Source organism: Rhizobium sp. LjRoot258 (assembly GCF_964254185.1).
Lineage (GTDB): Bacteria > Pseudomonadota > Alphaproteobacteria > Rhizobiales > Rhizobiaceae > Rhizobium.
Window position 1 is genome coordinate 1425419 of record NZ_CAXUST020000002.1, and the last position, 26750, is coordinate 1452168.

Annotated in this window: 19 protein-coding genes and 3 pseudogenes; 18 read left to right on the plus strand and 4 right to left on the minus strand. The window is 57.9% G+C overall.

The window, feature by feature from the left end:
• Nucleotides 1-85: 85 nt before the first annotated feature.
• The 7 genes and pseudogenes from ACSQ9D_RS27515 (at nucleotide 86) to ACSQ9D_RS27545 (ending at nucleotide 9331) form a co-directional block, all read left to right on the plus strand.
• The gene (locus ACSQ9D_RS27515) at nucleotides 86-1195 is read left to right on the plus strand and encodes a sulfite oxidase (protein ID WP_436284983.1); all 1110 of its coding nucleotides are present in this window, start codon (nucleotides 86-88) and stop codon (nucleotides 1193-1195) included.
• A gap of 382 nt (nucleotides 1196-1577) precedes the next feature.
• Nucleotides 1578-1892 (plus strand): ArsR/SmtB family transcription factor, encoded by a 315-nt coding sequence (locus ACSQ9D_RS27520; protein ID WP_007628095.1) that lies wholly within the window; start codon nucleotides 1578-1580, stop codon nucleotides 1890-1892.
• The gene (locus ACSQ9D_RS27525; protein ID WP_088395721.1) at nucleotides 1889-2248 is read left to right on the plus strand and encodes an SRPBCC family protein; all 360 of its coding nucleotides are present in this window, start codon (nucleotides 1889-1891) and stop codon (nucleotides 2246-2248) included. The genes ACSQ9D_RS27520 and ACSQ9D_RS27525 overlap by 4 nt, the downstream gene beginning before the upstream one ends.
• Nucleotides 2249-2293: 45 nt before the next feature.
• Complete coding sequence (locus ACSQ9D_RS27530; protein ID WP_436284984.1) at nucleotides 2294-2905, plus strand: ATP-dependent Clp protease proteolytic subunit; 612 nt, start codon at nucleotides 2294-2296, stop codon at nucleotides 2903-2905.
• A 131-nt stretch (nucleotides 2906-3036) separates the two neighbouring features.
• On the plus strand, nucleotides 3037-4080 hold the full coding sequence (locus ACSQ9D_RS27535; protein WP_436284985.1) for an IS110 family transposase: 1044 nt from the start codon (nucleotides 3037-3039) through the stop codon (nucleotides 4078-4080).
• Nucleotides 4081-5984: 1904 nt separating this feature from the next.
• Nucleotides 5985-6908: pseudogene (locus ACSQ9D_RS27540) on the plus strand (ISNCY family transposase); the annotation flags it as partial.
• A gap of 647 nt (nucleotides 6909-7555) precedes the next feature.
• Nucleotides 7556-9331 carry a caspase family protein gene (locus ACSQ9D_RS27545; protein WP_436284986.1) on the plus strand — a complete coding sequence of 592 codons (1776 nt, stop codon included), beginning with the start codon at nucleotides 7556-7558 and terminating at the stop codon, nucleotides 9329-9331.
• A 335-nt stretch (nucleotides 9332-9666) separates the two neighbouring features.
• Here the strand turns inward: ACSQ9D_RS27545 and ACSQ9D_RS27550 are convergent, their stop codons facing one another.
• Complete coding sequence (locus ACSQ9D_RS27550; RefSeq protein ID WP_436284987.1) at nucleotides 9667-11226, minus strand: DUF2272 domain-containing protein; 1560 nt, start codon at nucleotides 11224-11226, stop codon at nucleotides 9667-9669.
• A 613-nt stretch (nucleotides 11227-11839) separates the two neighbouring features.
• Here ACSQ9D_RS27550 and ACSQ9D_RS27555 point away from each other — a divergent pair.
• Nucleotides 11840-12142: a DUF1778 domain-containing protein gene (locus tag ACSQ9D_RS27555; protein WP_436284988.1), complete on the plus strand. Its 303-nt coding sequence runs from the start codon at nucleotides 11840-11842 to the stop codon at nucleotides 12140-12142.
• Nucleotides 12143-12229: 87 nt separating this feature from the next.
• On the opposite strand, the pseudogene ACSQ9D_RS27560 reads toward ACSQ9D_RS27555, so the two are convergent.
• Nucleotides 12230-13092: pseudogene (locus tag ACSQ9D_RS27560) on the minus strand (calcium/proton exchanger); the annotation flags it as partial.
• A gap of 408 nt (nucleotides 13093-13500) precedes the next feature.
• Between ACSQ9D_RS27560 and ACSQ9D_RS27565 the strand changes: the two are divergent.
• From ACSQ9D_RS27565 to ACSQ9D_RS27575, 3 genes and pseudogenes are all read left to right on the plus strand, one after another.
• Complete coding sequence (locus ACSQ9D_RS27565) at nucleotides 13501-13785, plus strand: GlsB/YeaQ/YmgE family stress response membrane protein (RefSeq protein WP_436284989.1); 285 nt, start codon at nucleotides 13501-13503, stop codon at nucleotides 13783-13785.
• A 208-nt stretch (nucleotides 13786-13993) separates the two neighbouring features.
• A pseudogene (locus tag ACSQ9D_RS27570) lies at nucleotides 13994-14157 on the plus strand (helix-turn-helix domain-containing protein); the annotation flags it as partial.
• Between the two features lie 88 nt (nucleotides 14158-14245).
• Nucleotides 14246-15085 (plus strand): pirin family protein, encoded by an 840-nt coding sequence (locus ACSQ9D_RS27575; RefSeq protein WP_436284990.1) that lies wholly within the window; start codon nucleotides 14246-14248, stop codon nucleotides 15083-15085.
• A 341-nt stretch (nucleotides 15086-15426) separates the two neighbouring features.
• Here ACSQ9D_RS27575 and ACSQ9D_RS27580 read toward each other — a convergent pair whose 3' ends face one another.
• Nucleotides 15427-16191, minus strand: a complete 765-nt coding sequence (locus tag ACSQ9D_RS27580) for an eCIS core domain-containing protein (protein ID WP_436284991.1) — start codon at nucleotides 16189-16191, stop codon at nucleotides 15427-15429.
• Between the two features lie 424 nt (nucleotides 16192-16615).
• Nucleotides 16616-20329: a trifunctional transcriptional regulator/proline dehydrogenase/L-glutamate gamma-semialdehyde dehydrogenase gene (gene putA, locus ACSQ9D_RS27585; protein ID WP_436284992.1), complete on the minus strand. Its 3714-nt coding sequence runs from the start codon at nucleotides 20327-20329 to the stop codon at nucleotides 16616-16618.
• 120 nt (nucleotides 20330-20449) lie between these two features.
• Between putA and ACSQ9D_RS27590 the strand changes: the two genes are divergently transcribed.
• The 7 genes from ACSQ9D_RS27590 (at nucleotide 20450) to ACSQ9D_RS27620 (ending at nucleotide 26750) form a co-directional block, all read left to right on the plus strand.
• A complete protein-coding gene (locus ACSQ9D_RS27590) occupies nucleotides 20450-20920 on the plus strand; it encodes an Lrp/AsnC family transcriptional regulator (protein WP_436284993.1) in 471 nt (156 codons plus the stop codon).
• Between the two features lie 136 nt (nucleotides 20921-21056).
• Complete coding sequence (locus ACSQ9D_RS27595) at nucleotides 21057-21941, plus strand: dihydrodipicolinate synthase family protein (protein WP_436285187.1); 885 nt, start codon at nucleotides 21057-21059, stop codon at nucleotides 21939-21941.
• A gap of 5 nt (nucleotides 21942-21946) precedes the next feature.
• Nucleotides 21947-22624: a GntR family transcriptional regulator gene (locus ACSQ9D_RS27600; protein WP_436284994.1), complete on the plus strand. Its 678-nt coding sequence runs from the start codon at nucleotides 21947-21949 to the stop codon at nucleotides 22622-22624.
• Nucleotides 22625-22676: 52 nt separating this feature from the next.
• Nucleotides 22677-24008, plus strand: a complete 1332-nt coding sequence (locus ACSQ9D_RS27605) for an ABC transporter substrate-binding protein (RefSeq protein WP_436284995.1) — start codon at nucleotides 22677-22679, stop codon at nucleotides 24006-24008.
• Nucleotides 24008-24949, plus strand: coding sequence for a carbohydrate ABC transporter permease (locus ACSQ9D_RS27610; protein ID WP_436284996.1), 942 nt, complete (start codon nucleotides 24008-24010; stop codon nucleotides 24947-24949). Before ACSQ9D_RS27605 ends, ACSQ9D_RS27610 begins: the two co-directional genes overlap by 1 nt.
• Complete coding sequence (locus tag ACSQ9D_RS27615) at nucleotides 24949-25764, plus strand: carbohydrate ABC transporter permease (RefSeq protein WP_037126093.1); 816 nt, start codon at nucleotides 24949-24951, stop codon at nucleotides 25762-25764. Before ACSQ9D_RS27610 ends, ACSQ9D_RS27615 begins: the two co-directional genes overlap by 1 nt.
• Nucleotides 25761-26750: a sugar kinase gene (locus ACSQ9D_RS27620; protein WP_436284997.1), complete on the plus strand. Its 990-nt coding sequence runs from the start codon at nucleotides 25761-25763 to the stop codon at nucleotides 26748-26750. The genes ACSQ9D_RS27615 and ACSQ9D_RS27620 overlap by 4 nt, the downstream gene beginning before the upstream one ends.

The window sequence follows — 26750 nt, forward strand, 5'->3', positions numbered from 1 at the left end:
ACGCACTGCGAGGGGCGGTGTGATCGTACCGGAATTCGCGCGACCGAGAGCCGACGTTGTGCTCTTGAAAGGGGAGACGAGGACGATGCCGACACCACAGCAACCCAGTCTAATAGTTCGACAGAAATCCCCACAGAACATCGAGTTTCCGTTTGCGTCGCTCTCCGATTGGCTGATCCCAACCGAGCTGTTCTTCGTCCGAAACCATTTCCCGTCGCCGGACCTCGATGCGCGAGACTGGAGATTGCGCGTTGGCGGGGCGGTGGAGCGGCCGATCGAACTTGACCTCGACAGCATCAAGGCGATGCGGAGCACGACTTTCACCGCCGTCGTCGAGTGTGCAGGGAACGGGCGCGTCTACTATGTGCCGCCGAAGGAGGGGTTGCAGTGGCAGAACGGAGCCGTCGGCAATGCCGCGTGGACAGGTGTTCTCCTGCGCGAGATTTTGGAAATGGCGGGCGTTAAGCGAACCGCACGTGAGGTTCTGCTCGCAGGCGCCGACAGCGGCGTCGTCGACACGAACAAGAAAACGGCTTCTCCCGGCCCCATCGCTTTTGCGCGCAGTTTACCGCTTGAGAAGGCCATCGCTGACAGCACGATCCTTGCCTATTCGATGAACGAGGAGCCGTTGACGCGCGATCACGGCTACCCGCTACGCGCGGTCGTGGGTGGCTGGTTCGGCATGGCTTGGGTCAAGTGGATCACGCATATCACGGTTGTGGAGCAACCGTTCCTTGGCTACTGGCAGGCGCGCGACTATTTCCGTTGGGAGCGCAGCCTCGGGGAACCCAGGCTGGTCCCCCTTGCCGAGATGGAGGTCAAAGCGCAGATCGCGCGTCCCGTACAGGGGGCACATCTCATCGCCGGCCAACCGTACCGGATTTTCGGAGCCGCCTGGAGCGGAGAGGCTGCTATCCGGCAGGTGCAGGTCTGCACCGGAGATGGCAGGGGCTGGCGCGAGGGAAGGCTCCTCGAAACAGAACGTCCCTTTGCATGGCGCTTGTGGGAGTACATGTGGACCCCTGAAGAAGTGGGGCGATATATACTGCGATGTCGCGCGATCGATGGGGCGGGGTGCGTGCAGCCCGACCTCCAGCGTTGCGACTGCGAGAGCTACGCGGCCAATTGGATCGTTCCGGTGGAGGTTACGGTCGTTCCCGAGCCACAGACGTACGAGGAGGAATTCGTGATCTAATCACCGCATGGGGCGGAATGGCGGCTTTTGGCGCAACTGCGACCCGCGTTGTCACTGCGTCATGTCCGCTTTGCAGCAACAGCGACGGGTGGCTCGATGACCATTATGGGGCGCAAAGCGGAAATTATTTCCAACTTGGGGCCGTCTGCGCGTGAAAAACGAATGCGGCCATGCACAAAGTGGTGTCCGACGTCTACTTCGCGGCCCGATGCAGACATCAGACGATTGCAAAACTCGGTCGCTTACACACGGGTTTTGCGACAGGAATTCCTCTCATTTTTTGATGCTGAGAGGTCAGTCGTTGAACTTAGGATTTCCGCAGCAACAGAAAGCTGCCTCGAAATAGCTTGCGAATCGCATAAGTCCATGCTTATGTGTTCGCATGATCGAGAATGACTTCTTCCGAGCTTTGGCAGACCCGACCCGCCGTGCGATCTTTGAGAAGCTGGCGGCAGGGAGCATGAACGCTAGTGCCTTGCGCGAGGGCATGGAGATTAGCCAGCCGGCGATGTCGCAACACCTCGCAGTTCTGCGCAGTGCAAAGCTCGTGAGGGAAGAACGACAGGGGCGTTTCGTGAATTACGAAGTCGATCCCGATGGGTTGGCTCTCATCGCCCAGTGGCTCGCAAAATACCGCGCCTATTGGCCGGAGCGTATCGCAGCACTCAAAGTCTTGCTGAAGGACATGGATCAATGAACGAAGGCAAGACCAAGGAGCAGGATAGCGGCGTCGAGTTGGAGTTTGACTTGGGCGATCCGCCGCAAAAGGTCTGGCGTGCTGTCACCATTCCCGAACTTCGGGAAAGGTGGTTGCCGAAGGAAGCATTGGCTGATCCCGATGCGATCACCGTCACCCCCGGCCAGGAAGTTCGCTACAAGCTGCGTGACGATAACCCGCCTTTCCTTGAAAGCACCGTGACGTTCACGATCACCCCGAATGCCACTGGCGGCACTTGCCTTCGGATCGTCCACGAACTGACGGACGCAAGATTCGATGGAATGGCAAGAGCGCCGGCGAACAGCAACAGCCCGCCCCTCATGCTCGCCGCCTGACACGGCGAGTCTCCCCCTTAAATTTTGAAAGTCTGGAGGTCGCCGATGCGCGAAGCGATGCAACTCGTCCCTATGGTCATAGAACAGTCCAGCCGGGGGGAGCGATCCTTTGATATTTATTCCCGGCTTCTGCGCGAGCGGATTATCTTCCTCAATGGCGAGGTGAACGATACCGTTTCGGCGCTCGTCTGCGCGCAACTGCTGTTTCTGGAAGCGGAAAACCCCAAAAAGCCCATCAACCTCTATATCAATTCGCCGGGCGGCGTCGTGACCAGCGGCCTAGCCATGTACGACACCATGCGCTTCATCCGTGCGCCGGTTCATACACTTTGCATGGGGACGGCCCGTTCAATGGGATCGTTCCTGCTGATGGCAGGCGAACCCGGCGAAAGAGCCGCATTGCCCAATGCCAGTATCCTCATTCACCAGCCCTCCGGCGGCTTTCAAGGGCAGGCTTCCGACATGCTGATTCATGCCGAGGAAATTTTAAAGACCAAGCAACGCATGACGCGGCTCTACGCGGAGCATTGCGGACGTTCCTACGAAGACTTTGAGCGCGGGATGGATCGCGACCGCTTCATGACGGCGGAGGAAGCGCTTGAATGGGGTCTTATCGACCGTGTTCTGAAGGTTCGGGAAGACACGAGCAGCCTATAAGCCTTGCCGCAAAAGATGGGGTAATCGGCCGGCCGTGCCCCGCTCTCAGGTCTTTGGGTGCTGCGCTTCAGGCTGATGGTAAAACGGGGTCTACGTAACATAGCCCCAAGCATCAGATGGAGAAGCGCAGCATGGAATATTTTGCTGGATTGGACGTCTCGGTCAAGGAAACAAGCGTTTGCATCATAGATGGAGCCGGCAAGGTCGTTCGCGAGGCCAAGGTTGCCAGCGAGCCTGAGGACTTGCTTGCGGTGCTCTGCGATCCCGCTTATCCGCTCAAGCGGGTGGGATTGGAGGCCGGTCCGCTTGGCACCTGGCTCTGGAACGGGCTGACCGAGGCCGGCCTACCGGCGATCTGCGTCGAAACTCGGCAGATGCGCGCCATGATCAGGGCGCAGTCTCCGGTGAACAAGACCGACCGCAACGATGCGCGTGGCATCGCCGCCATGATGCGGGTCGGCTTGTATCGTCCGGTGCATGTGAAAACCGTCCGCAGCCAAAAGATCCGAATGCTGCTGACTCACCGCAAGATTTTGCAGGCGAAAGCCATCGACATCGAAAACGATCTGCGCGGGACGCTGCGCAACTTTGGCCTGAAGGTTGGGATCGCACGAGGGAACAGCTTCGAGCCTCGTGTGCGAGAGCTGGTCGAGCGGATGCCGGATATTGCTGCCTCCGTCGAGCCGATGCTGATCGTGCGCAGGGTTCTGCGAGAACAATTGGCGGCTTTGCATCGGCAGGTTCTTGCCCTTGCCCGCGACAACGACCTCGTCCGGCGTTTCATGACCGTGCCCGGCGTCGGGCCGATCGTCGCTCTCGCCTTCGTCGCCTGCATCGATGTTCCGGCTCGCTTCGCCAAATCGAAGGCTGTCGGCGCCGCGTTGGGCCTGACGCCGTCGCAATATCAGTCGGGTGAGATAAGACGACAGGGAAAGATATCATGCTGCGGAGACGACATGATGCGGACGCTGCTCTACGAAGCTGCACAGGCAATGCTGTTTCGCTCACAGAAATGGTCGTGGTTGAAGGCCTGGGCGATGAAGATCGCGAAACTTCGGGGCGTAAGGAAAGCCATCGTGGCGCTGGCGCGCCGCCTGGCCGTGGTGCTGCACAGAATGTGGGTGAATGGCAGCGACTTCCAGTTCTCGCGGAAGGATATGCCGACCGCAGCATAAACGCGGATGCACGGAAATAGGTACGGTAGGTAACAGTTTCGCCGCTGGCGAAAGATGTCCCTCGCGGGACGACGGGTGGGGCAAGCACGAAATCGGGATTGCCTTCGAAAAGGCGAGCAAAAGATTGTGCTGCCCCATCCTCCTGACCCTAACATGAGAGGGCCGACGTGCCGATCTCGGAGAGAAGCAAGGGTCCGCGAGCGATATCCAACCGGCGGAGAAAACAAGTTTGAAGGGCTTGACCCGTGAGGGCCGATTAGAGAAATCCCGATTAAAGCGACACTTGTTTTCTCAACTTCTGCGATGTCACAGAATAGGGGGCGGCAGCCATAATGGCCGCGTCTGGCGCTTTCCGGACGTGAGCGCCCGAGAAGCGGTCTGACTGCTTCCAGATGCCAGAGCGGGTGGTGTGAACGACCAAGATGAGGGCGCAAAGCGGCCGTTACACAATGCGAACTTCGATGTCGGCTTTGGGCCTATTGTGGTGAAAAATGCCCACGTCAATGGGTGACGATGGATTGGAACATTGCGTCCGCTTTCGAAGATGCGGCACCAGAAGCAGACCAGCGGGAACCGGCCCCCTGTCGGTCGTCTGTCATGAGCGTGACGAAGTCCGCAATTAGCGCCTTGCGGACATCGGTAAATGTCGACTCTCGGGCGCTAAGCGGACACCACGTGGTGAGCTACATCGTTTGCGATCGATCACTCCATGGGCTTCTATTGCAACCAATTTCTTTTAGCTGGGTGATATTGTGAGAATTTGGCGCGTCGTGATCATCATAGCAGTGCTCGCGTTCGGGGCGAATGAGGCAAAATCCCAAGAGCGTCACGCTGATTACAAAGTGACCTACGGAATTGTGCTGAAGGGGAAAGAGCCTAAAGGAGGAGAAACCACGTGCGTACCCGAGGAAACCTGCGTCTTAATCGACGATGGTGATATACGGCTTGAATTTACAATTCCTCGCTGTAGCAATGATGCTGCGGAATTGTATGTGACTTGCGGTCAGTTTGAGTGTTCGTTCAGCGGCGGGCGACCCAAAGCCGAGGTACGCGATCAATCAAGCCTTTACCTTTTCGAAGGTCGTGATCTCGGTATCATGCATGATCTGCTAGCCAGATTCAGCCGTACTGTTGGCAGTGTAAGATTGGACGTCAGGTTGGTGCCATGAACTGCCGGTCTTCAGTCCATGACCGCATTTGGCTCGATGCGAAAAAACGGGGACACGATTGATTTTATCTGAGGCCGCAAGGATAGGCACCGTCGTGATTGCGAGCACCACCGCTGTTGGCGCGTCTATCCTGTTTCTCGTTCTCGGCTTTGCCGGGCTTGCTGCGTCCGCCGCGGCACGCCGCAAAGTGTCATTGATCGAACTAGGACCAAGCACATCGAACTCTTTCAATGAGGGTCGCCCAAATACGCGTCTCTGAAAGATATTGAATAGTGCTTTGCAGATTTCCTCAAGCGGACAGGGCCAGGCTTCGACGAAGTTTGGTTGATATTCCACCGGTTGATCAATCCGCCGAGTTTGGCCACGGCGAGCACCATGAGTTCGTACGGACTGAAGTCTACAAGCAAGCCGCGTCTGAAGGTCGGCGCCATTGAGGCTGAACGTGTGAATGGAGCCACAGCGGGAAAGTGGGATTTACGAAGGACTGGGTGAACTTTAGGCTGGATGAATCCAATCAATCGTTCGCCCGTATATTATTTCGTTGGACGCGACAGAGTGAACGGCGGTTTAAATGCAAAAAGCAACAGAGCAATGAAACCGCTCGGATGTTCCATAATGTTGATTATGCCACAAGGTGGTGTAGCGGCTATTTAGTAATGCGACAGTTGGGCCAGTTAGAGATGCGACAGTCGTCGCCTCTTGGGATGCTGGTCGAACGTCAGCGTTGGGAAGCAAGATTATGCGACGGGCAAGCTGTTGCATTTGCGCTTTGCCGCCTCTGAGAACACCTTTGACTACCTGCACGCGACGAATGCCTATTTACAGCAATGGGGCAAGCCGATTGCGTTTTACAGTGACAAACACGGTGTTTTTCGCAGCACGCATGCCTCGATGAAGGACCGCACGAGCGGTCTGACGCAATTCGGCCGGGCGCTTTATGAGCTGAACATCGACATTATCTGCGCCAACACCCCGCAGGCGAAAGGCCGTGTGGAGCGCGCCAATCAGACGCTGCAGGATCGGCTGGTGAAGGAATTGCGGCTGCGCGGTATCGATACGATCGAGGCGGCCAATGCCTATGCGCCGGAGTTCATGGCGGATTTCAACTTTCGTTTCGGCAAGCCACCACGCAATTCGAAGGACATGCATCGGCCGCTGACCGATCACGAGAACCTCGATGGGGCCATGTGCCGCAAGGAGGTTCCTAAGGTGTCGAATTCCTTGACGCTGCGCTATGACAAGGTGATGTTCATTCTGGATCCGACAGAGCGCGCAACGGCGCTGGCGGGCAAGAAGGTGGTCGTTTGCGACTATCCCGACGGGCGCCTCGAGATCACAGACGGGGAAGCCTCCCTGCCCTACAGAACCTTCGACACGTTACGGTCCGTGCATCGCTCCGAGGTGGTCGAGAACAAACGGCTGGATGACATGCTGTCGATCGTCGCTGAGCTGCAGGCCGGGCGCCAACAGCAACGCAGCAAAAGCGGCCCGCGTCGGACTGGGCAGACGGATCATATGTTCGGCATCCGCGATGGCAGCCAGAGCAACGGCTATCAGAAGCGCGGCACCAAGCCAGGACGGAAAACGGATTTTACGAAGGATCCTGCCGTTATCGCCCGACGGCGGCAGGTGTTGGCGAGCCAGCGCGTTGCCGAGTGATGTAAGCGATCCGGTTGAGAAAGCTAAAGTCTATTCTTGCGCTTGAGCCATCCGCCGCCGACCAGGTTGCGCAACCCCGACCAGCTCCAGCCGGCCGGCGGCTCGCGTCTGCGTATCTGCAAATATAGAATCTTGCAAAATCAGTAATCCTGAATAGGATAATGTCGCGTTTCTAAATTGATTACTTCAACATTTGGTTGTAGCCGCAAAGTTGAAGTGTGCTGTTGCCCAGGCTCGAAACACCCTGGCGAACGGCATGGTTACGGCAGCCTCAATACTGGACGTGATCACCAAAGTCCTTGGGCTCGTTGGTTTAAAACCGTAATTCGCAGGCCAGGGCTGGACCTAGACCCTATTGACACCCGCTTCAACCACACATCCCGGGACGTTGCCGCCCCAGCGCATCAATCGACTCCGCTCACACCGTGGCTGACGGTCCCCAAACACGATAAGATTGCAAATTTAACATCTGCACTCGACTTCTCGCAAAATCGACGTATTAATATTCATGTTCGGAGTAGATCTAAAATACGATCCGAACCTCTTCGAGATTTTTATTTTGCAATTACTGATATCGACGTCGCGAAGCTGCGGGATCGTCGATAAGTACAGAATTTTGCACTATTCACATAAGCTTGGAGGGGGCAATGGCTGACAAGGTTCTGAAAATCCTATGCGTTCATGGCCTCGGCGATCAGCGTACGTCTGGCTGGGAGGCGCTGTGGACGAAAGCATTGGAGACGGCTTTCCCTCGCCTGCCCGGCCTGTCGTATGTCCCCGAGTTCCTAACTTATGACGACATTTTTGCCGATACCGAAATTACCTTCGCAGAAAGCGTCGCTGCGATTTGGAAACTGGCTAAAAGCGGCGTCTCCGAAATCGGACGACGTGACCGCGGATTTGTATCCGATATATCCGACCGCATCAAATGGACAGCGGGCTATGTTGTGGAATGGGTCCAGGATGAGAAATTCAAGAAAGCGACCCGCGACCGCGTCCTAGATGCCATTGTAAAGCAAAAGCCGGATGTCGTCTTGGCACACAGCTTGGGTTCGTTAATAACCTACAACGCGTTCACCCACCCTGACGCAAAGTCGGACGAGGTCGCCCAAGCGCTGGCGCGGATACGATATGTGACGTTTGGATCTCAGATCGCTAACCCATTCGTTATCAGGAACCTCACGAACGGACGCATTCAGCCGCTCGACCTGAGATTCTGGTACCATCTCTATAACGTTCACGATGACGTCTTCACCGCGCCTATTCGGCTTCCGGACGCGAGGAATTTCAGCCAAACGGAAACGCCTTTCGACGACCCAGGCATGGCCGACCATTCTGCAGTGGGCTACATCACCAATCCTGCGACGATCGCTAATGTGTGGCGCTCGATAGCGGCGGAGGCGACGAATGCGCGCACATTTGCACCTGCGATAGTGGCCCAAGGCCGCGCCCGGGCCGGGAAGCCGCGAAGGAAACAGAAGGCTTTGTTAGTAGGCATCAACGATTATCCTGATGCTGCGAACCGGCTTGAGGGGTGCATCAACGACGTATTCACGATGAGCGCCGTACTCCAAGATTGTGGTGTCCCACCAGAAGCTATTCGTACTTGCCTCGACAAAAGGGCGACTGCCGAAGGCATCATTTCGCGGCTCAAGTGGCTCGTCGACGACCCTGAGCCAGGTGACGAACTGATATTCTATTACAGTGGCCACGGCGCGCGGGTGCCGGAATATGGCAACAACTTTGAGCCGGACCACTATGTCGAAACTCTCGTCCCTTGGGATTTCGATTGGTCGATGGAAAAGTATGTCGCTGACGATCAGATCTACGATCTTTACAGCCAACTGCCCTATGATTGCCGGTTGGTAATGATCTTCGACTGCTGCCACTCAGGCGGGATACATCGCGACGGTGGCGCGAGACCCCGCGGAATAACTCCGCCCGATGACATCCGGCACCGCGAACTGAAATGGGATTGCAAGACGGAGATGTGGGTCAGTCGCGAGTTCGAGCGCATCAACAAAGACTTCACATCGAAAAGCAGTCTCGCTCAAGGCTATTTCGGAAAGGACGGCTCCACGCAGCGGATTGGTCGCGCATCGATGCTGCGTGGCACTACGTCAAAGCAGTACACCGCGCTCAAGAAGCAGGACCCGGTGCTCGCAAAGGGCCCTTACCTTCCGGTCATCATCGAAGCTTGTGGGGAGGATCAATTGTCTTATGAATACCGTCATGGAGCGACCAGCTACGGCGCATTCACGTATAGCCTCGCCAACATCCTCCGTCATGAAAAGACGATAAGTTTTGAGCAACTGGTAGCGAAAACAGGCGCTCAGCTTGAAGAGCTTCAATACAATCAGCGACCGCAAATCCTCGGCCCGACTGAGGTGCTTCAATATGAAGTTCCCTGGAAGGCCTCTTAACCGACAGACAGCGAGATCAGACAGTTTTCGGATTCAACGAACCTGTGGGAATTGAGATGCCGTTTCGTGCTGTTTTATAATGATCAGCTCTGGTACGACGTATAATACGGAAGAGGTGGCGCGTGCCGACGTCGGCTCCGAAACGGCGAACAAGCTTTCCTTTGCATGCTGGCTGAATGTTTCCGGTCAAAGCCAAACCTGTGCAGACCTCTCGCCCGATCAACGATAGTGCGGTTTCTGGCCTGAGAAGCTGAGCGCGTCAGAGAGCTGGTAAAGGTGCTTTCCCGACGCGCCGCTGAGAACTGGTCCGACGTGCTCACACCACTCTAAGAGTGTCATCCCCCTAGCAATCCCACCCGGTTCTTGAGAAGGGCAATCACTTTCTGATTTGGCAACAGATATCCGCCAGCATCCAGATGGTATTCCTGGACATCACCAGCGTATGAAACAGTGTCGCCGACATTGCCGCCAATCACCCTTACGACGTCAGGCGTAACTTCTACAACGATGTCGGAGTGGCTGTTATATTGCTCGTGGTTCTCAGCGTAAGAGTAGCTGAAGTTGTTTCCGCCTCTGTTGCGTTGAATTATGTCGCCGAGTTCCGGCCTTTTTTCAGCTGTCCGATAGCCCCAGAACGGCTTATCCTCGCGATTGGTAACCCGGGCCTTGATGGCATTGTTCACGAACTCCGAGTGGCGCGCGGCAAACTTGAAGTTTTCGTATCCCTGCCCGGCCTGTCGAACGACCCATGAGATGAATGCCGCCGACCAAGGAACGTCTTCACCATTGGAATACTTACTGCGCCCATCGTAGGGCTCGCCGATGGCCGCCCACATATCGCGCACATAGCGATAGTAAGGATCGGCTTTCTCGTTTGCCTCACCCTTCTCGAAGCGAAGCCACTCTGCGAATGTTGCCTGTAGGAGAGCTTCGACTGCGGGACGGGCGGGTTCCCTGAGATATTTGCCAAATGCCACGCCGTCCGTGCTGCCTGCCCGGACGTATAGCCACGCGTTTCCAGCGTCGCCAGTTACCTCTACACGTTCACCGATTGTGAGATCCCGTATGATCACTCCGTTCGGGGCATTTCGAAGTCGAAGCCCATCGGTTGCCACGAACCGCTCCGCTGCACTGGGTTCCCTGAATTCGACAACCCTGTGGCCTTGTCCCAACGTCGCGTCGAGGTTCTCATCCCATACCAAGAAACCATTCCCGCTGGCGTCGACTTGAAACGCGCCCAACTCCTTGGCGGAAACTGCGACGACGTTCCGGTCATATCCCACGCCTGACGCCGGATGAGATCGGTCTGGCGGGACTTGCCGCATCGCCCACTTCCGCGAGTAGAAAAACTGCTCTGTTCCGAGAAAGGCTCGTGACATCGAGATCCATGGCAACCGAATAAGGCGTTCGTGCAGGAGCTTAGACAAAACCGCGCCGCTACCGTACGCGCCAATCGCGAAGTCATCACCGATCTCACGGTTTACAGCCTCAAAATAGTCGACGATCGGGCCATCTATTTCCGAAGCGTTGTAGTCGGCGTCGACGGCAAAGAAAATCGCACTCTTCTTGCCCTTCGCCGGCTGTCCGATCTTCCCGGCGAAGTCAGCTGCGCTTGCAGCATTCCTCTTACCTATCGTCGTGGAAAAGTTCGTGATGCTTCTGCTACTGTCTTGGAAAACGGGAAGAATGCTGAACCCCTCGCCGCTGAGAAAGATGGCCTCTTCCTTTGTAGTTGTTTTTGGCCGTGGTCTGCTGGCGTAGTAACGGATGATCGTGTCCACTCCCTTCTCCCGAAGGAATGAAAGGAAGGACGAGTGGCGGTTATTCTCAAGCCGTGTACTAACATCGACCGCCGACCAGCCTGTGTCGTTACTAAAATCCTCTCTGTACCCCATGCTGAATTCTCCCTCCGAATACAACAGAAGTCGTCGCGCCGAATAATCGGCACGTCCTCAAACATCGTTTGAATTTCAAGGTTATTTTCCAAGAAACATCTTGGAAGTTGCTTGTCTTACGTGCTCTCATCTCTAAGGAAATCGAGGCACGACATAGGTGCGTATTATTATATTGCAATGTACTAAATTGCAATTGAAGCTATACAGTTATTGCCAGTAATTCTGAATATATAGCGACGTGCCCCCTGCTATTACTGGGTGAAGAAGCGCCGCTTCCGCCTTGTCCCTGGCTACCAAAGTCGCCACCATTTGCGGCTTTGACGAAAAGCCTGTGTAGATAGTCCAGGTGCGACGAGGCCTAGGGAGCGCCTTCATCATTGGATCGGTGAGATGGATTGGCGGCGTGCGACGGTTAAAACGATATAATGAAATCAATGAACCGGCGCCCGGTTTCCTGCGTCTTAGTTACGTTCTACATTAGTAATGCGATAGTTGGGCCAGTTTGAGATGCGAAGTGCCGCCTCTTGACGTGCTGGTCAACGCGGGCATCACACGTACATACCTGTAAAGATGATGTCGTTACATTATTTTGCGGGCAGATTAGGAGTTCGCCATGCCAACGTCGCACACTCGCAAAAAACCCGAGACCAGCGTCCCGCTGAACATTCGCATCAAGCCGGCGGCTCGCAACCTGATCGACCGCGCGGCCGAACTGCTTGGCAAGACACGCACGGATTCCATGCTGGAAGCGTCCGAGCGCCGAGCCGAGGAGGTGCTGCTCGACCGTACCATTCTTACCGTCAGCCCTGACATCTACGCGGAGTTTCTGGCCCGACTCGACGCGCCGGCGCAGGCGCAACCCAATGAACACCTGAAGCGCACCATGACGACCAAAGCGCCGTGGGATGAGGCGTGACACTCACCTCCCCGGCCCGCTGCCGATCATCACGATCTCGCCGGATTCAACTCCGGCGTCCCCGAGTTGGATAACTGGCTGCGTCGCCGCGCGCCGGGCAATCAGGCAAGCGGCGTTCTCCGCCGCTCCGCCAACAAGTGCGACGACGATAAACCCCACGAAAGCCGGCGTCATGCCGAGACGAGCGGCCGCGACCTGGACCGACCCGACAAAAATCTCGCTGAATAGCGCGACGAAAACTGTCACAACGACGAGTATGACGATGCTCACCGAAAGCGGCCAGGGGCCGTGGGCTTCCTCGGCATTACCGACGCTGGCAGACAGTTCCCGATGCGTCTTTAGGAAAAAGAGCATTCCCATCGCATAGACGGCGATGAGGAGTATTGCCAGACCGAGGCTCAGTTCTTGAGAGACAGCACCGAGTGACACCTGATCGACATCGCTGATCACCGAAGGCACGAGAACAGCCACAGTCACCAGGAATAGCAGGCAGGGTTGAAACCGGGCATTGACCCGATTGAATTCCTGCACGTGATGGCGAAGACCCCAAGAAGGAAGGAACCACCGAGCATGAGGAGGCTGTTGGTCACGATGGCCCCTGCAATCGCCTTCACGAGCAGGTATTGGCCGGCTTGCAGGGCTGCAAGCGAGATCGCGAGCTCCGTGAAATTTCCGAGTGTTGCATTGAGCAAGCCGCCGATAGCGTCTCCGGTTTCGGCCGCGACCGCTTCGGTGGCGCGGCTCAGTAGTGCAGCCAGAGGGACGATCGCAACAACCGAAAGCACGAACAACAGTGTGTGTGCATCAGGCAAGAGGCGCTCGGCCGTAAGGATGAGTGGAACGAATATGAGAAGTGCAAGCAGAGGCGTCTGGCGAAGCTCCGCCATGGCTGCCGTTCCAATCCCGGCTGCAGAGACTGCTTTCGAATTCCTTCCGTCATGGGCGGGCATCCGACCCCCTATGAGGCAAAGTGCCACTCGAACCGATGGTGGGATTCGGCCGATGCAATAGCCCCGTAGTGGCTATAATAGCAGCCGGCCACGCGCAGCGTGCGTATCTTACTGTATCCTCGCATTGTCTCACGCGTAGGCTACTTCAATGCTCCCGGCACTTGTTATAGAATTGGCATGTGGAGCGCGGCTTTGGTGAAGGACAATCAAGGCTCTCGGTATCCGATCTGCAAGGACGCTTACGGCACATTCTCGGTGATCGATGACCTCATAGGTCTTCCTGGCGAAGTAGGAGTGACGTCCGTTCTTTTGCAAAAGTCGGAGCACAGGACCTTCTCACCTGGCTTTAACGCCATCGTCGTCTGACGACGACATATCGTGAGCCGGTTCAAACGGGCGGAGACGAACATGATCAACGAGGGGCCGGTTGACTGGGGAACTGCCATCATCGTGGGCGGCGCGGCGGGTTGGATGGCAAACAAATTTATGCATGCCCACGCCCGGTTCGGATATGTCGCTGTCGGTGTAACAGGAGCGGTTGTTCTCAATGCGCTTGCGGAAGCCGCGGGCTTCCATTACGGGGGGTGGCTCGAATTTCTCGTTCTCGGATTTTTCGGCGCGTGCATTCTTCTGATCCCCGTCCGGATCGTTAACGTCCGCACGCGCACGTCGCGTCCGCCGGACGATTGGTGACGACGCTCAAAACCCGCGCAAGTGGCCAGAACGCACATTCGATGATCTCGATGCTTGCGGATTTAATAACTTAGCGGCAAATCCTCATGGTGCGAATGAAGTCTTCAATAGAAATTTCAGGATCATCTATTCCTCACCTTGATTGTCTTAGGCGTCGGCTTTTCCCCGCACTCGTCGAGCGCGTCCAAGACCTCCCCTCCGGACAGCTATGAAGCGCACCTGCTCGCAGATCGATATGGATGAACGTCGCAAGATCACCCGCTGGCGGATGGCAGGCATCAGCGTGATGTCATTGCCGGGAAACTCGGACGGCATGGTTCGGCGATTTTCCGTGCGCTCAGACACAGGTGTTTGAGGATCTGCGATCTACCGGGAAAGCTGCCTGACCCGGATTGGGAATGGTATTCTTGGTGCCGGGTTTGCGAGGTAAGGCGCTGACGCTCAAAATGAGGAGGACTCTGTGCTGATCAAAGGTGAACGCACATCTGTCGTCCGCGACATGGGAGGCTTCATCGTCCACATCAACATGCCTGGATGGCTGCAACACAAGCCGACTGATCACGGTCACGGTCCTCTCGCTATGGTCGTCGAATCCATCCTCCATCCGGGTCGGGTCATTGCGATGCACGAGCACCGAAACGATGAAATCATCTCCTGGGTGCCGGCTGGTGTGATGCGCCACGAAGACAAAATCACGGGCCGACTGATTACCGACAGAAACAGCCTTATGGTGATGAATGCCGGACGCAGCTTTTGGCACTCTGAAGAGACGCTACAGTCCGATCCGCCCTTGCGCATGCTGCAAGTTCTTGTGCGGCCCTCTGCGATGGATCTCGAACCCAAGATTCAGCACGGACCTATCCCACCGGCGGAGCCGAACTTGTGGCGGCATCTCGTAGGACCGGAGGGTAGCAAGGCCCCCTTCTACGTGCGCAATGCGGTCGATTTCTTTGATATCCGGCTGGAGGCTGACGCGGTTGTGGAATTCCCGCACATGCCTGGACGCGACCTCTATTTCCACGTGTTCAGGGGTTCAGTCGTTGCCGACGGGCAGAAGTTTGACGAGCGCGAACAAGGACTGCTTTTGTCTGGTACCCCCCTTACGATGAGGGCAAAGAGCTCCAGTGTGGTTGTCGCGTTCCTGCTAGATCCGCATGCCCCTGTGGTTCGGAGAGGAACAGTTGGAGATCACCGAAAAATCCCGCCTCCTATCGTCATTCGGGCGGTTAAGGGATGGAAGAGGCTACAGCGCCTATGGCTCGCAAATTGGGGTTTTCGACAGGGAGTGTTCTGGAAGTAATTTATGCGGATACTGTTTTGTGGTAGCTCGGGCGAGTTGGCCGCGCATTGTCGGCGCTCACATCTAGCCGGCAATCACGATATTGTCGGAATCGACCGTTCCCCCTTATCAACCACGCATCTTGTCGGATTCGTCGCCACCAAGTGCTCAGAGAGCCATGGGATACGGCTGCATGCAGCGGCATACCGACGCGAAATCGACTTCGTTGTTGTCCACGCCCGCTCGTATCTCGGCCACCTGCGTGATGGGTAGGACGAGGTCCGCCGTGCCTTTGGTGTAACAGCGGCTTCACCTCCTCCTCTCACCAATATGCACGACGCAGAAACCGCACTCGTTCGGACTCACTCGTCGTTGAAGCGTGAGCTGCATTCGATTGGGGCGGCGCGGCGCTGCGGTGCGGCCTGTCGTATACGTCCGACCTTTTGGGATTGTCGCCAATTGCAAAAGCCGTCGCCTTTGGCGTAGGCCGGACTTTCGACGCGCCGCCAATTCCGCGCATATTGAACGGCAAAATTGTGTACGCCCCAGTCTCGAAACTGGTCGACATGTGTCAGTTCATGCGCCCACGCGGAGACGTTCGCGGCCGCGCTGGGTTCGCGAAATACCACCACGTCGATCAGGGTGACGGCGTCCGCAAAGCCTCCCTTCTCTAGCAGATGAGCAAGGTTTAGAGAGTCGTCGTTGCCGATCTTGTACCGGACACGGTTCATCGAGTCTTCGGTCGCGTAGCCGGTCAATTGCTCTCGAATATACGGAGGAATTGGCATTGATCCGCTGATCGCGTCATTGCGGCTCTTAATAAGAGCTCTTTCCAGCACCGGCCCAGTCACGACACTGGCTTGAATCTCATTGAGCGCAGTAAAGACGCTCTGAAGGGCACTCGCGACAGCATTCGATGAGTCTTGATGGCTGTTGCCTGTCTTCTCCAGAATATCACCAGATTCCGGACCGCCATGCTTTGCGGTGAAGGCCACATCGGAAATGGCGACGCAGGGGTGGGCGAGCGAAGCCGGTATCAACGTCCCGAGCAAGATCAGGGCGAGACGGAAGATAGTTGAAAGGGTGCTTTGGGAAACTGTCGCGACGGTGGATCGGGCAACTTGCATAGCCAGTCCCTCAGTTTAGCCTACCACCATATATACATAATATCTAAAACGATGGTGAGGCCGCTGTTCTTGCGTAATATTTAACTGCGGCCGCAAATTGGAGGCGCAAAGCGATCAAGTCTTCCGACGCGAGACATGAAGGCGTTGCTGCATGAAGTCGCCGATGCAAGGAAGCCGTGACCGGCAGCAATGAAGCCGGCCGTCGGCGATGGTCGGCTGGTCACCAAGGGCCTCTAGGTGATCACGCATGCTGCCCGCACCGAGGACCTTAAAATCTGTATTGCGGCGAGCCGGTCTATGATCCGAATCGATGCCCTTGGAAAGTTGATTGCGCCGGTCCTTTTGTGTCGACCTCAGCGGATACAGGAGAGCCGGGCCCGAATGGTCGCGCCTGGCTCGGAGGATGAAGTTGTAGCCGACCTGCCTACCCTATCGACATCAGGCTGGCATTGCCGCCGGCTGCGGCGGTGTTGATGGAGGTGGACACCTCCTCCAGAAGCCAGTTGAGGCAATACGCATCCGGGTCGCGCTCAAGCTGCTCCGTCGAGGCTGACTGGGTGAGCAGCAGCGCACCCGGCATCGCGGCGACTTCTGCCAGCATGGCCGAGACACGGTCGGCATCGCCTTCGATTAGGGCGCCGGCCATTGCTTCAGCATCGGTGGAGGTCTCCTTCCAGGAAATCCGCCGGGCGACACTGACGGGAACACGGTTCAGTGTCGAGCGAAGGCTCTCGTCGGCGTGGATGATTGCGCTGTTGCCGGTGGCGAGCACGGCCGAGACCTGGCGAACGAGACCGGTTTGCGAGACCGGAGCGCACAAGATCACACCGCGGGGATGAAGCGCATAGAGATTGCGCTCGCCGACCGGGCCGGCGAGTTCGGTTTCGAGCCCCAGGGCCGACTGGCTGCCGAGATGGCGCGCCATTTCCGCATCCTCGGAAAGGCCCTGCTGATCCAGCCACTTCGCAAAGTCTGAAAGTGCGGGGTCGCTATAAACGGAGCTGTGCTGGGGTGGAATAGGCGGCGTGGTGACCAGCCTTCCGAGATAGAGAGGACCGCCCGCCTTGGGGCCGGTGCCCGACAAGCCGCGGCCGCCGAAGGGCTGGACGCCGACGACAGCACCGATGACGTTCCGATTCACATAAAGGTTGCCGGCCTTCACCTGGGACGTCACATTGGCGATCGTTTCGTCGAGGCGCGTGTGGAGGCCGAAAGTCAGGCCGTAGCCCGTCGCATTGATCTCGTCGATCAGGCGGCCGAGGTCCTGACGACGCCACCGGATGACGTGCAGAACAGGCCCGAACACCTCGCGCTTTAGTTCCGAGATCTTTTTGATCTCGATGATCGTTGGCGCAACGAAGGTTCCGTTTTGGGTCGCATCCGGTAAGGCGACGCGCTCGACGGCACAGCCGGAACGGCTCATGGCGTCTACGTGCGCTTCAATGATATCCTTGGCTTCAGCGGTGATCACCGGGCCGATATCCGAGGCCAGCCGATTGGTGTTGGCGATCGAAAGCTCGCGCAATGCGCCCTTCAACATCGTCAGCGTGCGATCCGCGACGTCTTCCTGCAGGCACAGAATGCGCAGCGCCGAGCAGCGCTGTCCGGCGCTGTCGAAGGCCGAAGCGATCACGTCGCCGACGACCTGTTCGGCGAGCGCCGAGGAATCGACAATCATGGCGTTCTGGCCGCCCGTTTCGGCGATCAGCGGGATTGGCTTGCCGTCCTTCGATAGGCGCTTCGCAAGCTCCGCCTGGATGATCCTTGCGACCTCAGTGGAGCCGGTGAACATCACCGCAGCAGCTTGCGGTGCTGCGACTAAAGCTGCCCCTACCCTTCCGTCTCCCGGCACCAGCTGCACGACATCGGAAGGAATACCGGCCTCGTGCAGGATACGGACTGCTTCGGCGGCGATCAGGGGGGTCTCCTCCGCAGGCTTGGCGAGAACCGGGTTGCCGGCGACAAGAGCTGCGGCGACCTGCCCCGTAAAGATTGCCAGGGGGAAGTTCCAGGGGCTGATGCACACCACCGGTCCAAGCGGCGCATGCGACGGGCCAAGCGTGCGGCGGGTTTGCTCAGCGTAGTAGCGCAGGAAGTCGATCGCCTCGCGCACTTCGGCGACGGCGTTCAGCAGCGATTTGCCGGCTTCGCGCATGATGAGGCCCAGCAAGGTTTCCATTCTCGCCTGCATGATGTCAGCAGCGCGATCAAGCAGTGTCGCTCTTTCCGCTGGCGAGACCAATGCCCAGGACGGCGCGGCCTTCAGCGCGACCACCGCTGCTGCGGCCGCCTCTTGCGCGCTTGCCTCGCGTACAGTGCCGACAACGTCGCGCTTGTCGGCGGGGTTGACGACGTCGCGGGCCGCTGGATCCACCTCGATCGGACCGCTTGGCGCGGCTGTCCACGAGATCGTGGCACTCATCTTCAGCGCCTCTGTCAACGCCTGCAAGGAAGTCTCATTGGAGATATCAAAGCCGGCGGAGTTGCGGCGCTGACCGTACAGGTCGGAGGGAAGCGCGATCTTATCGTGCTTTTGACCGGGCACCTGCATCCTGGCGACGATGTCAACGGGATCGGCGACGAGTTCGTCGATCGAGACATTGGGGTCGGCGATCCGGTTTACAAACGACGAGTTGGCGCCGTTTTCAAGAAGACGGCGCACGAGGTAGGCAAGCAGGGTTTCATGGGTGCCCACGGGCGCGTAGATGCGGCACGGACGATTGAGGTTCTGCCGGCCGACAACCTCGTCGTACAGCGGCTCACCCATGCCATGCAGGCACTGGAACTCATACTTGCCGACATAGTAATCGGAGCCAGCCATGTGGTAGATGGTGGCGAGCGTCTGCGCATTGTGGGTCGCAAACTGCGGGAAGACTGCATCGGTTGCAGCAAGCAGCTTCTTGGCGCAGGCGATGTAGGAGACGTCGGTGTAGATCTTGCGGGTAAAGACGGGGAAGTCGTCAAGGCCATCGAGTTGCGCGCGCTTGATTTCGGCGTCCCAATAGGCGCCCTTGACGAGGCGAACCATGATGCGGCGACCCGCGCGGCGGGCAAGATCGATGATGTAGTCGAGCACGAAGGGACAGCGCTTGCCATAGGCCTGGACAACGAAGCCCATTCCGTTCCAGCCGGTAAGCTCTTCATCGAGGCACAGCGTCTCAAGAATATCGAGAGACAGCTCCAGCCGATCTGCCTCCTCGGCATCGATGTTGAAGCCGATGTCGTAGGTCTTGGCAATCAGCGCAAGCGCCTTGACCTTCGGCAACAACTCGCCCATCACGCGCCCGCTCTGGGCTCTTGAATAGCGTGGATGCAGGGCCGAAAGCTTGATCGAAATGCCGGGACCTTCGTAGATGCCGCGTCGGTCAGAGGCCTTGCCGATAGCATGGATCGCCGCTTCATAGTCTTTGCAGTAGCGTTCGGCATCCGCGCCAGTGGTGGCGGCCTCGCCGAGCATATCGTAGGAATAGCGGAAACCGCGCTGCTCCAGCGGCTTGGCCCGTTGCAGCGCCTCGTCGATCGTCTCGCCGGTGACGAACTGCTCGCCCATCATGCGCATCGCCATGTCGACGCCGCGCCGGATGACAGGCTCGCCGCAGCGTGCGATCAGGCGGGTGAGTGCGGCTGAAAGGTTACGATCGTTGACCGTGGAGGTGAGTTTGCCGGTGACGACGAGCCCCCAGGTCGCGGCATTCACGAAGAGCGAACGACCACCGCCCAGATGCGACTTCCAATCGCCTTCGGCGATCTTGTCGCGGATCAGGGCATCGCGCGTCGCGGTATCGGGAATGCGCAACAGCGCTTCGGCGAGACACATCAGTGCAACGCCCTCCTGGCTCGAAAGCGAGTATTCGTGGACGAGACCTTCGACGCCAGTGCCCTTGTGCTTGGCGCGGAGCGCCTCAATGAGCTTGCGAGCGGTTGCGGCGGCGCCCTGCCTGAGCTTTTCGGGGATCGTTGCGGCGTCAACGAGGCGCGGGACACAAACGGTCTCCGGCGTACGGTAAGCCGCTGTAATGGCACGGCGCAGATCGCTTTGCGGTCGGACTTCCGGCGCGAAACCCTCGAAGGGATTTGCGGCGCCGCGAGACTGCGCGTTAACGGTTTCGTTCGCCACCGGATAGTTGGTGATCGTCATGTCGTTGCTCCAGAGAAGGATAGTGGCCGAACATAGCAGATCCCATAAAGGCGATTTCACTTGAAATTGGCGCCATGCAACTATATTTGCCTAATTTGTGCGAAAAATAGAGGCAAAATCGTGAATACTATCGCAAATGGCAGGGAAATCGACCAATTCGATCACAAGATCATCGAGGCCCTTGTCGCCGATGGCCGCGTGTCCATTACCGACCTCGCCAAAAAGGTCGGTTTGTCAAACACGCCCTGCCAGGTCAGATTAAAGAGATTGATCGAAGATGGCTATATTCTTGGCTTTCGCGCGATCGTCGATGTGAAGAAACTCGGGAAGAATCACGTCGCATTCACTGAAGTAAAGCTCTCCGACACGCGTGAGCACGCGTTGACGGCCTTCAATATCGCCGCGCGGAAGCTGCAGGAGGTCGAGGAGTGCCACATGATCGCCGGTGCCTTCGACTATCTCTTGAAGATTCGCACGTCAGACATCACCAATTACCGTCTCGTACTCGGCGAGAAGATATCGAGCCTTCCTTTCGTCGCCAGTACGTCGACTTTTGTGGCTATGGAGGCCGTTAAGGAAAACGGCGTCTGAGGAAGCCTACTCCTTCCGTGCCCGCTTCAAACGTCTCGTTTCCTGTGGTCCGGCGGGTTTCATCGCTGCCATATTACCTCTTTACAACTAACATGTTAGTGCGTTATGCCTAACACGTCGGATAGGAGGATTGATGTTGACTGCGAAATTCGGGCTTTCCGTTGCGCTTGCCACGCCGTTTGATGCGAACGGCGAGATCGCTATCGCTGCGATGATTTCGCAGGCAAAACAAAGCCTTGCGGCTGGATGCTCAAGTGTCACACTTTTCGGCACCACTGGCGAAGGAGCTTCGATCGGCACGCAGGAGCGCGTGCGTGTCCTCAATGCATTTCTGGATGCAGGTATCGCGCCTCAGAAGGTTGTGATGGCTGTGCTGGTCGATGCCGCCGAGGATGCGGCCGCTCAAGCCGGGCAAGCGCTTTCGCGAGGTGTGCGCAACATTCTGCTCGCCCCGCCCTCCTACTTCAAGAATGTCAGCGATGACGGCGTCTTCAAATGGTTCTCCGCCGTCTTTGCGATCCTGGGTGACAGGGCACGCGACATCATCGTCTACAATATCCCGTCGGTAACCATGGTGTCGCTGACGGTGTCGCTGATCGCGCGGTTGCGGACAGCTTTTCCAGCCGTCGTTACTGGCGTGAAGGATTCGTCCGGCGACTGGCCGTTCACCGAAACGCTCCTGAAGGTCCATGGCGATCTCATCATTCTGATCGGCGATGAGCGCCACCTCGCGAAAGGAGTGCGCCTCGGCGGACAGGGCGCAATCTCCGGTATGGCGAACTTCCTGCCTGGCGAGGTCAAGCTTATGGCGGAAGAAGGCATAGATGATGCCCGTGTCGAGGATTTTGTCGCCGAACTTCTGAAGTTTCCGGTCACGGCCGCCGTTAAGGTCATGGTGGCGCGTCTCAGCGGCGAAGAGATGTGGCTTGCGGTTCGTCCACCGCTCGTTTCAATATCCCGCGAGGGACAGGAGCGGCTTATCCTTGCCTTCGATTCACTTTTCCGCTCCAAGGCAGCATAGTCACCATGTACCAGGGGGAGGCAATGGAGGGAATCGACGAGCAGCCGACGCTGCGGGAAAAGGCGTATGAGAGCTTCACGCGCCACCTGCTGGCGCGCGACGTGCGTCCGGGTCAGTTCGTCTCCCAACGCCGACTTGTCGAGCTGACTGGATTGACGCTCGCTGCGATCCGCGAGCTGATCCCGCGGCTTGAGGCCGAGGGACTGATCAAGACGGTGCCGCAGCGCGGGCTGCAAATTGCCCATATCGACCTCAACCTCATTCGCGAGGCGTTCCAGCTTCGGCTCTTCCTCGAGAAGGAAGCCGTGGCGCTCTTCACGCGCTCCGCGTCCGATGAGACGATCAGCGGGCTTATCAAGCAGCATCGCGACATTGCCGATGCCATCGCCACTGGCGACGCCTCACATGAGCTGGAAGTGCGCGCGCAAGCCGTCGACTGGGGCATGCATGACGCCTTTATCGACGCGCTTGGAAATACGATCATTTCCAACGCCTATCGCGTCAATTCGATCAAGATGCGTCTGATCAGCCAGGAGCGCTTCCGCATCGATGGGCGTGTCGGCCCCGTCATGGAAGAGCACTTGAAGGTTTTGGAAGCGATCGAAAGGCGATCGGCAGAGGATGCAGTCAACAGCCTCGCCGCTCACATCAACCACGCCAGGGATCGCGCCCTGAGGATCTAATTTCATAACAACCGGCGATGAGGAGATCGGCGGCAACAAGAGGAGGAGTTACATGCCAACATCATTCTTAAGCCCCACCCGGCGCGGCTTTCTTGCCGGTACCGCAGTTCTCGGTGCGAGCAGCTTCATCGGCATGCGCACGGCATCGGCAGCCGTCGACTGGAAGCGCTTTTCCGGCACGACGCTGGAAGTCAACCTGGTCAAGAGCCCGCGCAGCGAGACGCTCATCAAATACCTGCCGGAGTTCGAAGAACTGACCGGCATCAAGGTCAACGCCGAAGCGACGCCCGAGCAGCAGCAGCGTCAGAAGACAACGATCGAGTTGAGCTCTGGCAAGCCGAGTTTCGACGTCGTGCATATGAGCTATCACGTCCAGAAGCGACAGTTCGAAAAGGGTGGCTGGCTCGCCGACATTGGTGGCTTCCTCAAGGATCCTTCACTCACCGATCGGTCGCTGGTCGAGAGCGATTTTGCCGAAGCGGGCATGACCTTCGCCAAGGATTCTGACGGTGTCCTGCGCTCCCTGCCCTTTTCGGTCGACTATTGGATCGTTTACTGGAACAAGGCGCTTTTCGAGAAGAAAGGGCTTTCCTATCCGACGTCGTTCGAGGAAATGGCCAGTGCTGCCGAGGCGCTCACCGATCCGTCGACCAACACCTATGGCTTCGTCGCCCGTGGTCTCAAGAATGCCAATACCCCGGTTTGGACGACGCTGCTGCTCGGCTACGGATCGAGCCCGCTTGGGCCGGACGGCAAGCTGCGCACCAATTCCGAGGAGGCCGTTGAAGCGGCCAAGCTCTACCAGCGCCTGATGACCAAGTCGGCTCCTCCCGGCGTCTCCGGCTTCAATTGGGCCGAATCCCAATCGGCCTTCCTGCAGGGCAAGATCGGCATGTGGCTTGATGGCGTGGGGTTTGCACCGCCGATCGAGAACCCGGAAAAGTCGCGCGTCGTCGGCCAGGTCGGATACGGCGTCATGCCGAAGGGACCGAAGGCGCAGGCAGCCGCAACCACAGGAGACGGTCTCGGCGTCGTGGCAGCAAGCCAGAAGAAGGAAGCCGCATATCTCTTCTGCCAGTGGGCGATTTCCCATGACATGGGTGCGCGCCTGCTTCAGGCCGGCGCCGGTGTTCCGTTCCGCCAATCGGTCCTTGAGGACCAGAAAGTACGCGAAGGCGTGAAGATGCCGCCTGCGTGGCTGGACGCTGTCGCGGGTTCGGCGAAAGTGTCGCAACTTGCCCTGCCAATCATTATTCCGGTCACGGAGTTCCGCGACATCTATGGTGTCGGCCTTACCAACATGATCGGCGGCGCCGATCCTGCTGCTGAGCTGAAGACGGCTACAACTCAGTTCGAGCCGGTGCTGGCACGAAGCGAGGGATAATGTCTTCGGTGAGCATGGAAACCGCAACAGCGGTCAAGGCCACGGCAAAGCAGAGGAGCAAACCGGGCCGGTTTGCTCCCAACTACTGGCCTTTCGTCATTCCCGCCCTGATCGTCGTGGCGGCCGTTATTGTTTTTCCATGGGTCTTTACCCTGTGGATGAGCATCAACAGTTGGACACTCGGCCAGGCACAGGTCTTCGCCGGGTTGGATAACTACCTGCGCCTTGCCGTTGACCTGCGCTTTTGGGATTCCTTGTGGCATACGGTGCTCTATACGACATTGTCCGTCGTTGCTCCCCTGCTCCTGGGGACGCTCGCCGCCCTCATCTTCGATGCCCAGTTCCCGCTCCGCGGCATTCTGCGCGGCATATTCGTCATGCCGATGATGGCGACCCCCGTCGCCATTGCACTTGTCTGGACGATGATGTTCCATCCCCAGCTCGGTGTTTTGAATTATCTTCTTTCCTTTATCGGGATCGGCCCACAGGAGTGGATCTACAATCAGACGAGCGTCATTCCCTCGCTGGTGCTGGTGGAAACATGGCAGTGGACACCGCTCGTCATGCTGATCGTGCTTGGTGGCCTGGCGGCAGTGCCGCGCGAGCCCTACGAGAGCGCAGAAATCGATGGTGCCAATGTCTGGCAGAAGTTTCGTTACCTGACTTTGCCGATGATCGCGCCGTTCCTGATGATTGCCGTCATCATTCGCAGCATCGACGCGGTCAAAAGCTTTGACATCATCTATGCGATGACGCAGGGCGGACCGGGGACCGCCTCGGAGACGATCAATATCTATCTCTACAACACGGCGTTTTCCTACTACGACATCGGATATGGCTCGGCCATGGCCGTTATCTTCTTCGTGCTCATCGTGGCGCTCTCCTTCGTCCTTTTGATGGTCAAGCAGCGCGCCAACTGGTCCGATGGGGAGGCACGCTGATGAAGCGCAAGGCACTTGATCGCATCGGACTTCTGTTCGTGGCGCTGGTGATGATATCGCCGGTGGTCCTGTTCTTCCTGTGGATGATCTCTCTGTCCCTGAAGTACGAGATCGACAATGGCGCCTATCCGCCGATCTTCATTCCCGAGCGTTTTGCCTGGTCGAACTACGCAAAGGTGTTTGCGGAGAATAACTTCTTCCTTTACCTTTGGAATTCGGTTCTTGTCACGGGTGCGGCGACGCTCTTGGCGCTCATCATCGGGGTGCCGGCCGGTTACGGCATTGCGCGTCTGAAGGCCGAAAAGTCGGCTGTCGTCATCATGATCGCCCGAATGACGCCCGGCCTTTCCTTCTTGATCCCGCTCTTCCTGCTGTTCCAATGGCTGAACCTACTCGGCACGCTTTGGCCGCAGATTATCATCCATCTCGTCGTTACCGTTCCGATCGTCGTCTGGATCATGATCGGATATTTCGAAACCACACCGATGGAATTGGAAGAGGCCGCAAGCATCGACGGGGCAACGCCCTGGCAGGTTTTCCGCCTTGTGGCGCTGCCGATCGCACGTCCGGGAATCGTGGTGGCCTTCATCCTATCGGTCATCTTCTCCTGGAACAATTTTGTCTTCGGCATCGTCCTTGCAAGCCGTGAGACCCGCACCCTGCCGGTCGCGGTCTACAACATGCTGTCGTTCGAGCAGGTCAGCTGGGGGCCGCTTGCGGCGGCCGCCTTGATCGTTACCCTGCCGGTTTTGATCCTGACCGTCTTTGCACAAAGGCAGATTGTGGCCGGGCTGACGGCGGGTGCCGTGAAGTGACACTGACGACCGCAATCGATGAGCGTGCGAAGCGACACATTCTGTGCGTTGGAGCCGCTGTTCTCGATACCCTCTTCAGGGTCCGCACCATGCCCAGCGGGCAAGGCAAAGTTCTACCATACGACATGCTGCAGATCGCCGAAGGTATGGCCACGAGTGCTGCTTTCGCGGTCGCAAAGCTTGGTGGGGACGCCAGCCTCTGGAGTGCGGTCGGAGACGACCAAACCGGCGAGCGCATCATCGGCGACCTGGCAGAAAGCGGCATAGACACCCGCGGCATGCGGCGCGTGGCGGGCGCCCGCTCGGCCGTATCGACGATCCTGATCGACGATGCCGGCGAGCGCCTGATCATCCCCTTCTACGACCCGCGTCTGCATCAGCTCGTCCAATCGGTCACAGCGGACGATATCGCCCCATTCGATGCGGTTTTGGTCGATGTGCGCTGGCCATCGCTTGCACTGCAGACACTGCTCGCTGCCCGGGAAGCGAAGCTACCGGCCATCCTTGACGGTGACGTGGCGCCTGAGGGGGTGATCGAGATGTTGGCACCAGCGGCAAGCCATATTGTTTTTTCGCAGCCGGCTGCTGAACGTCTGGCAGGAACGGCGCAGCCGCCATCGATGGTTCGCCGGCTGAAGGAGCGTTTCAGCCATGCCTTCGTTAGCGTGACATTCGGAGAAAGAGGCTCCTACTGGTTCGACGACGACAGCGGTTGCATTCGCCATCTCGAAGCACCGTGCATCACGGCCACGGATACGCTGGCGGCAGGCGACATCTTCCACGGAACCTTCGCACTGACGCTTTCCGAGGGCATGGCGATCGAGGACGTGATGCGCGCCTCGTCGATGGCGGCGGCAATCAAATGCCAGACATTTGGAGGCCGCATCGGCGCGCCGGCTCGAGCAGAACTTGATGAAGCTTTGATGAGTTGGCCAGCCAAGGCCGTCGATATCAACGCGCGAAACGATCCGGCGCAGGCCCTTTGA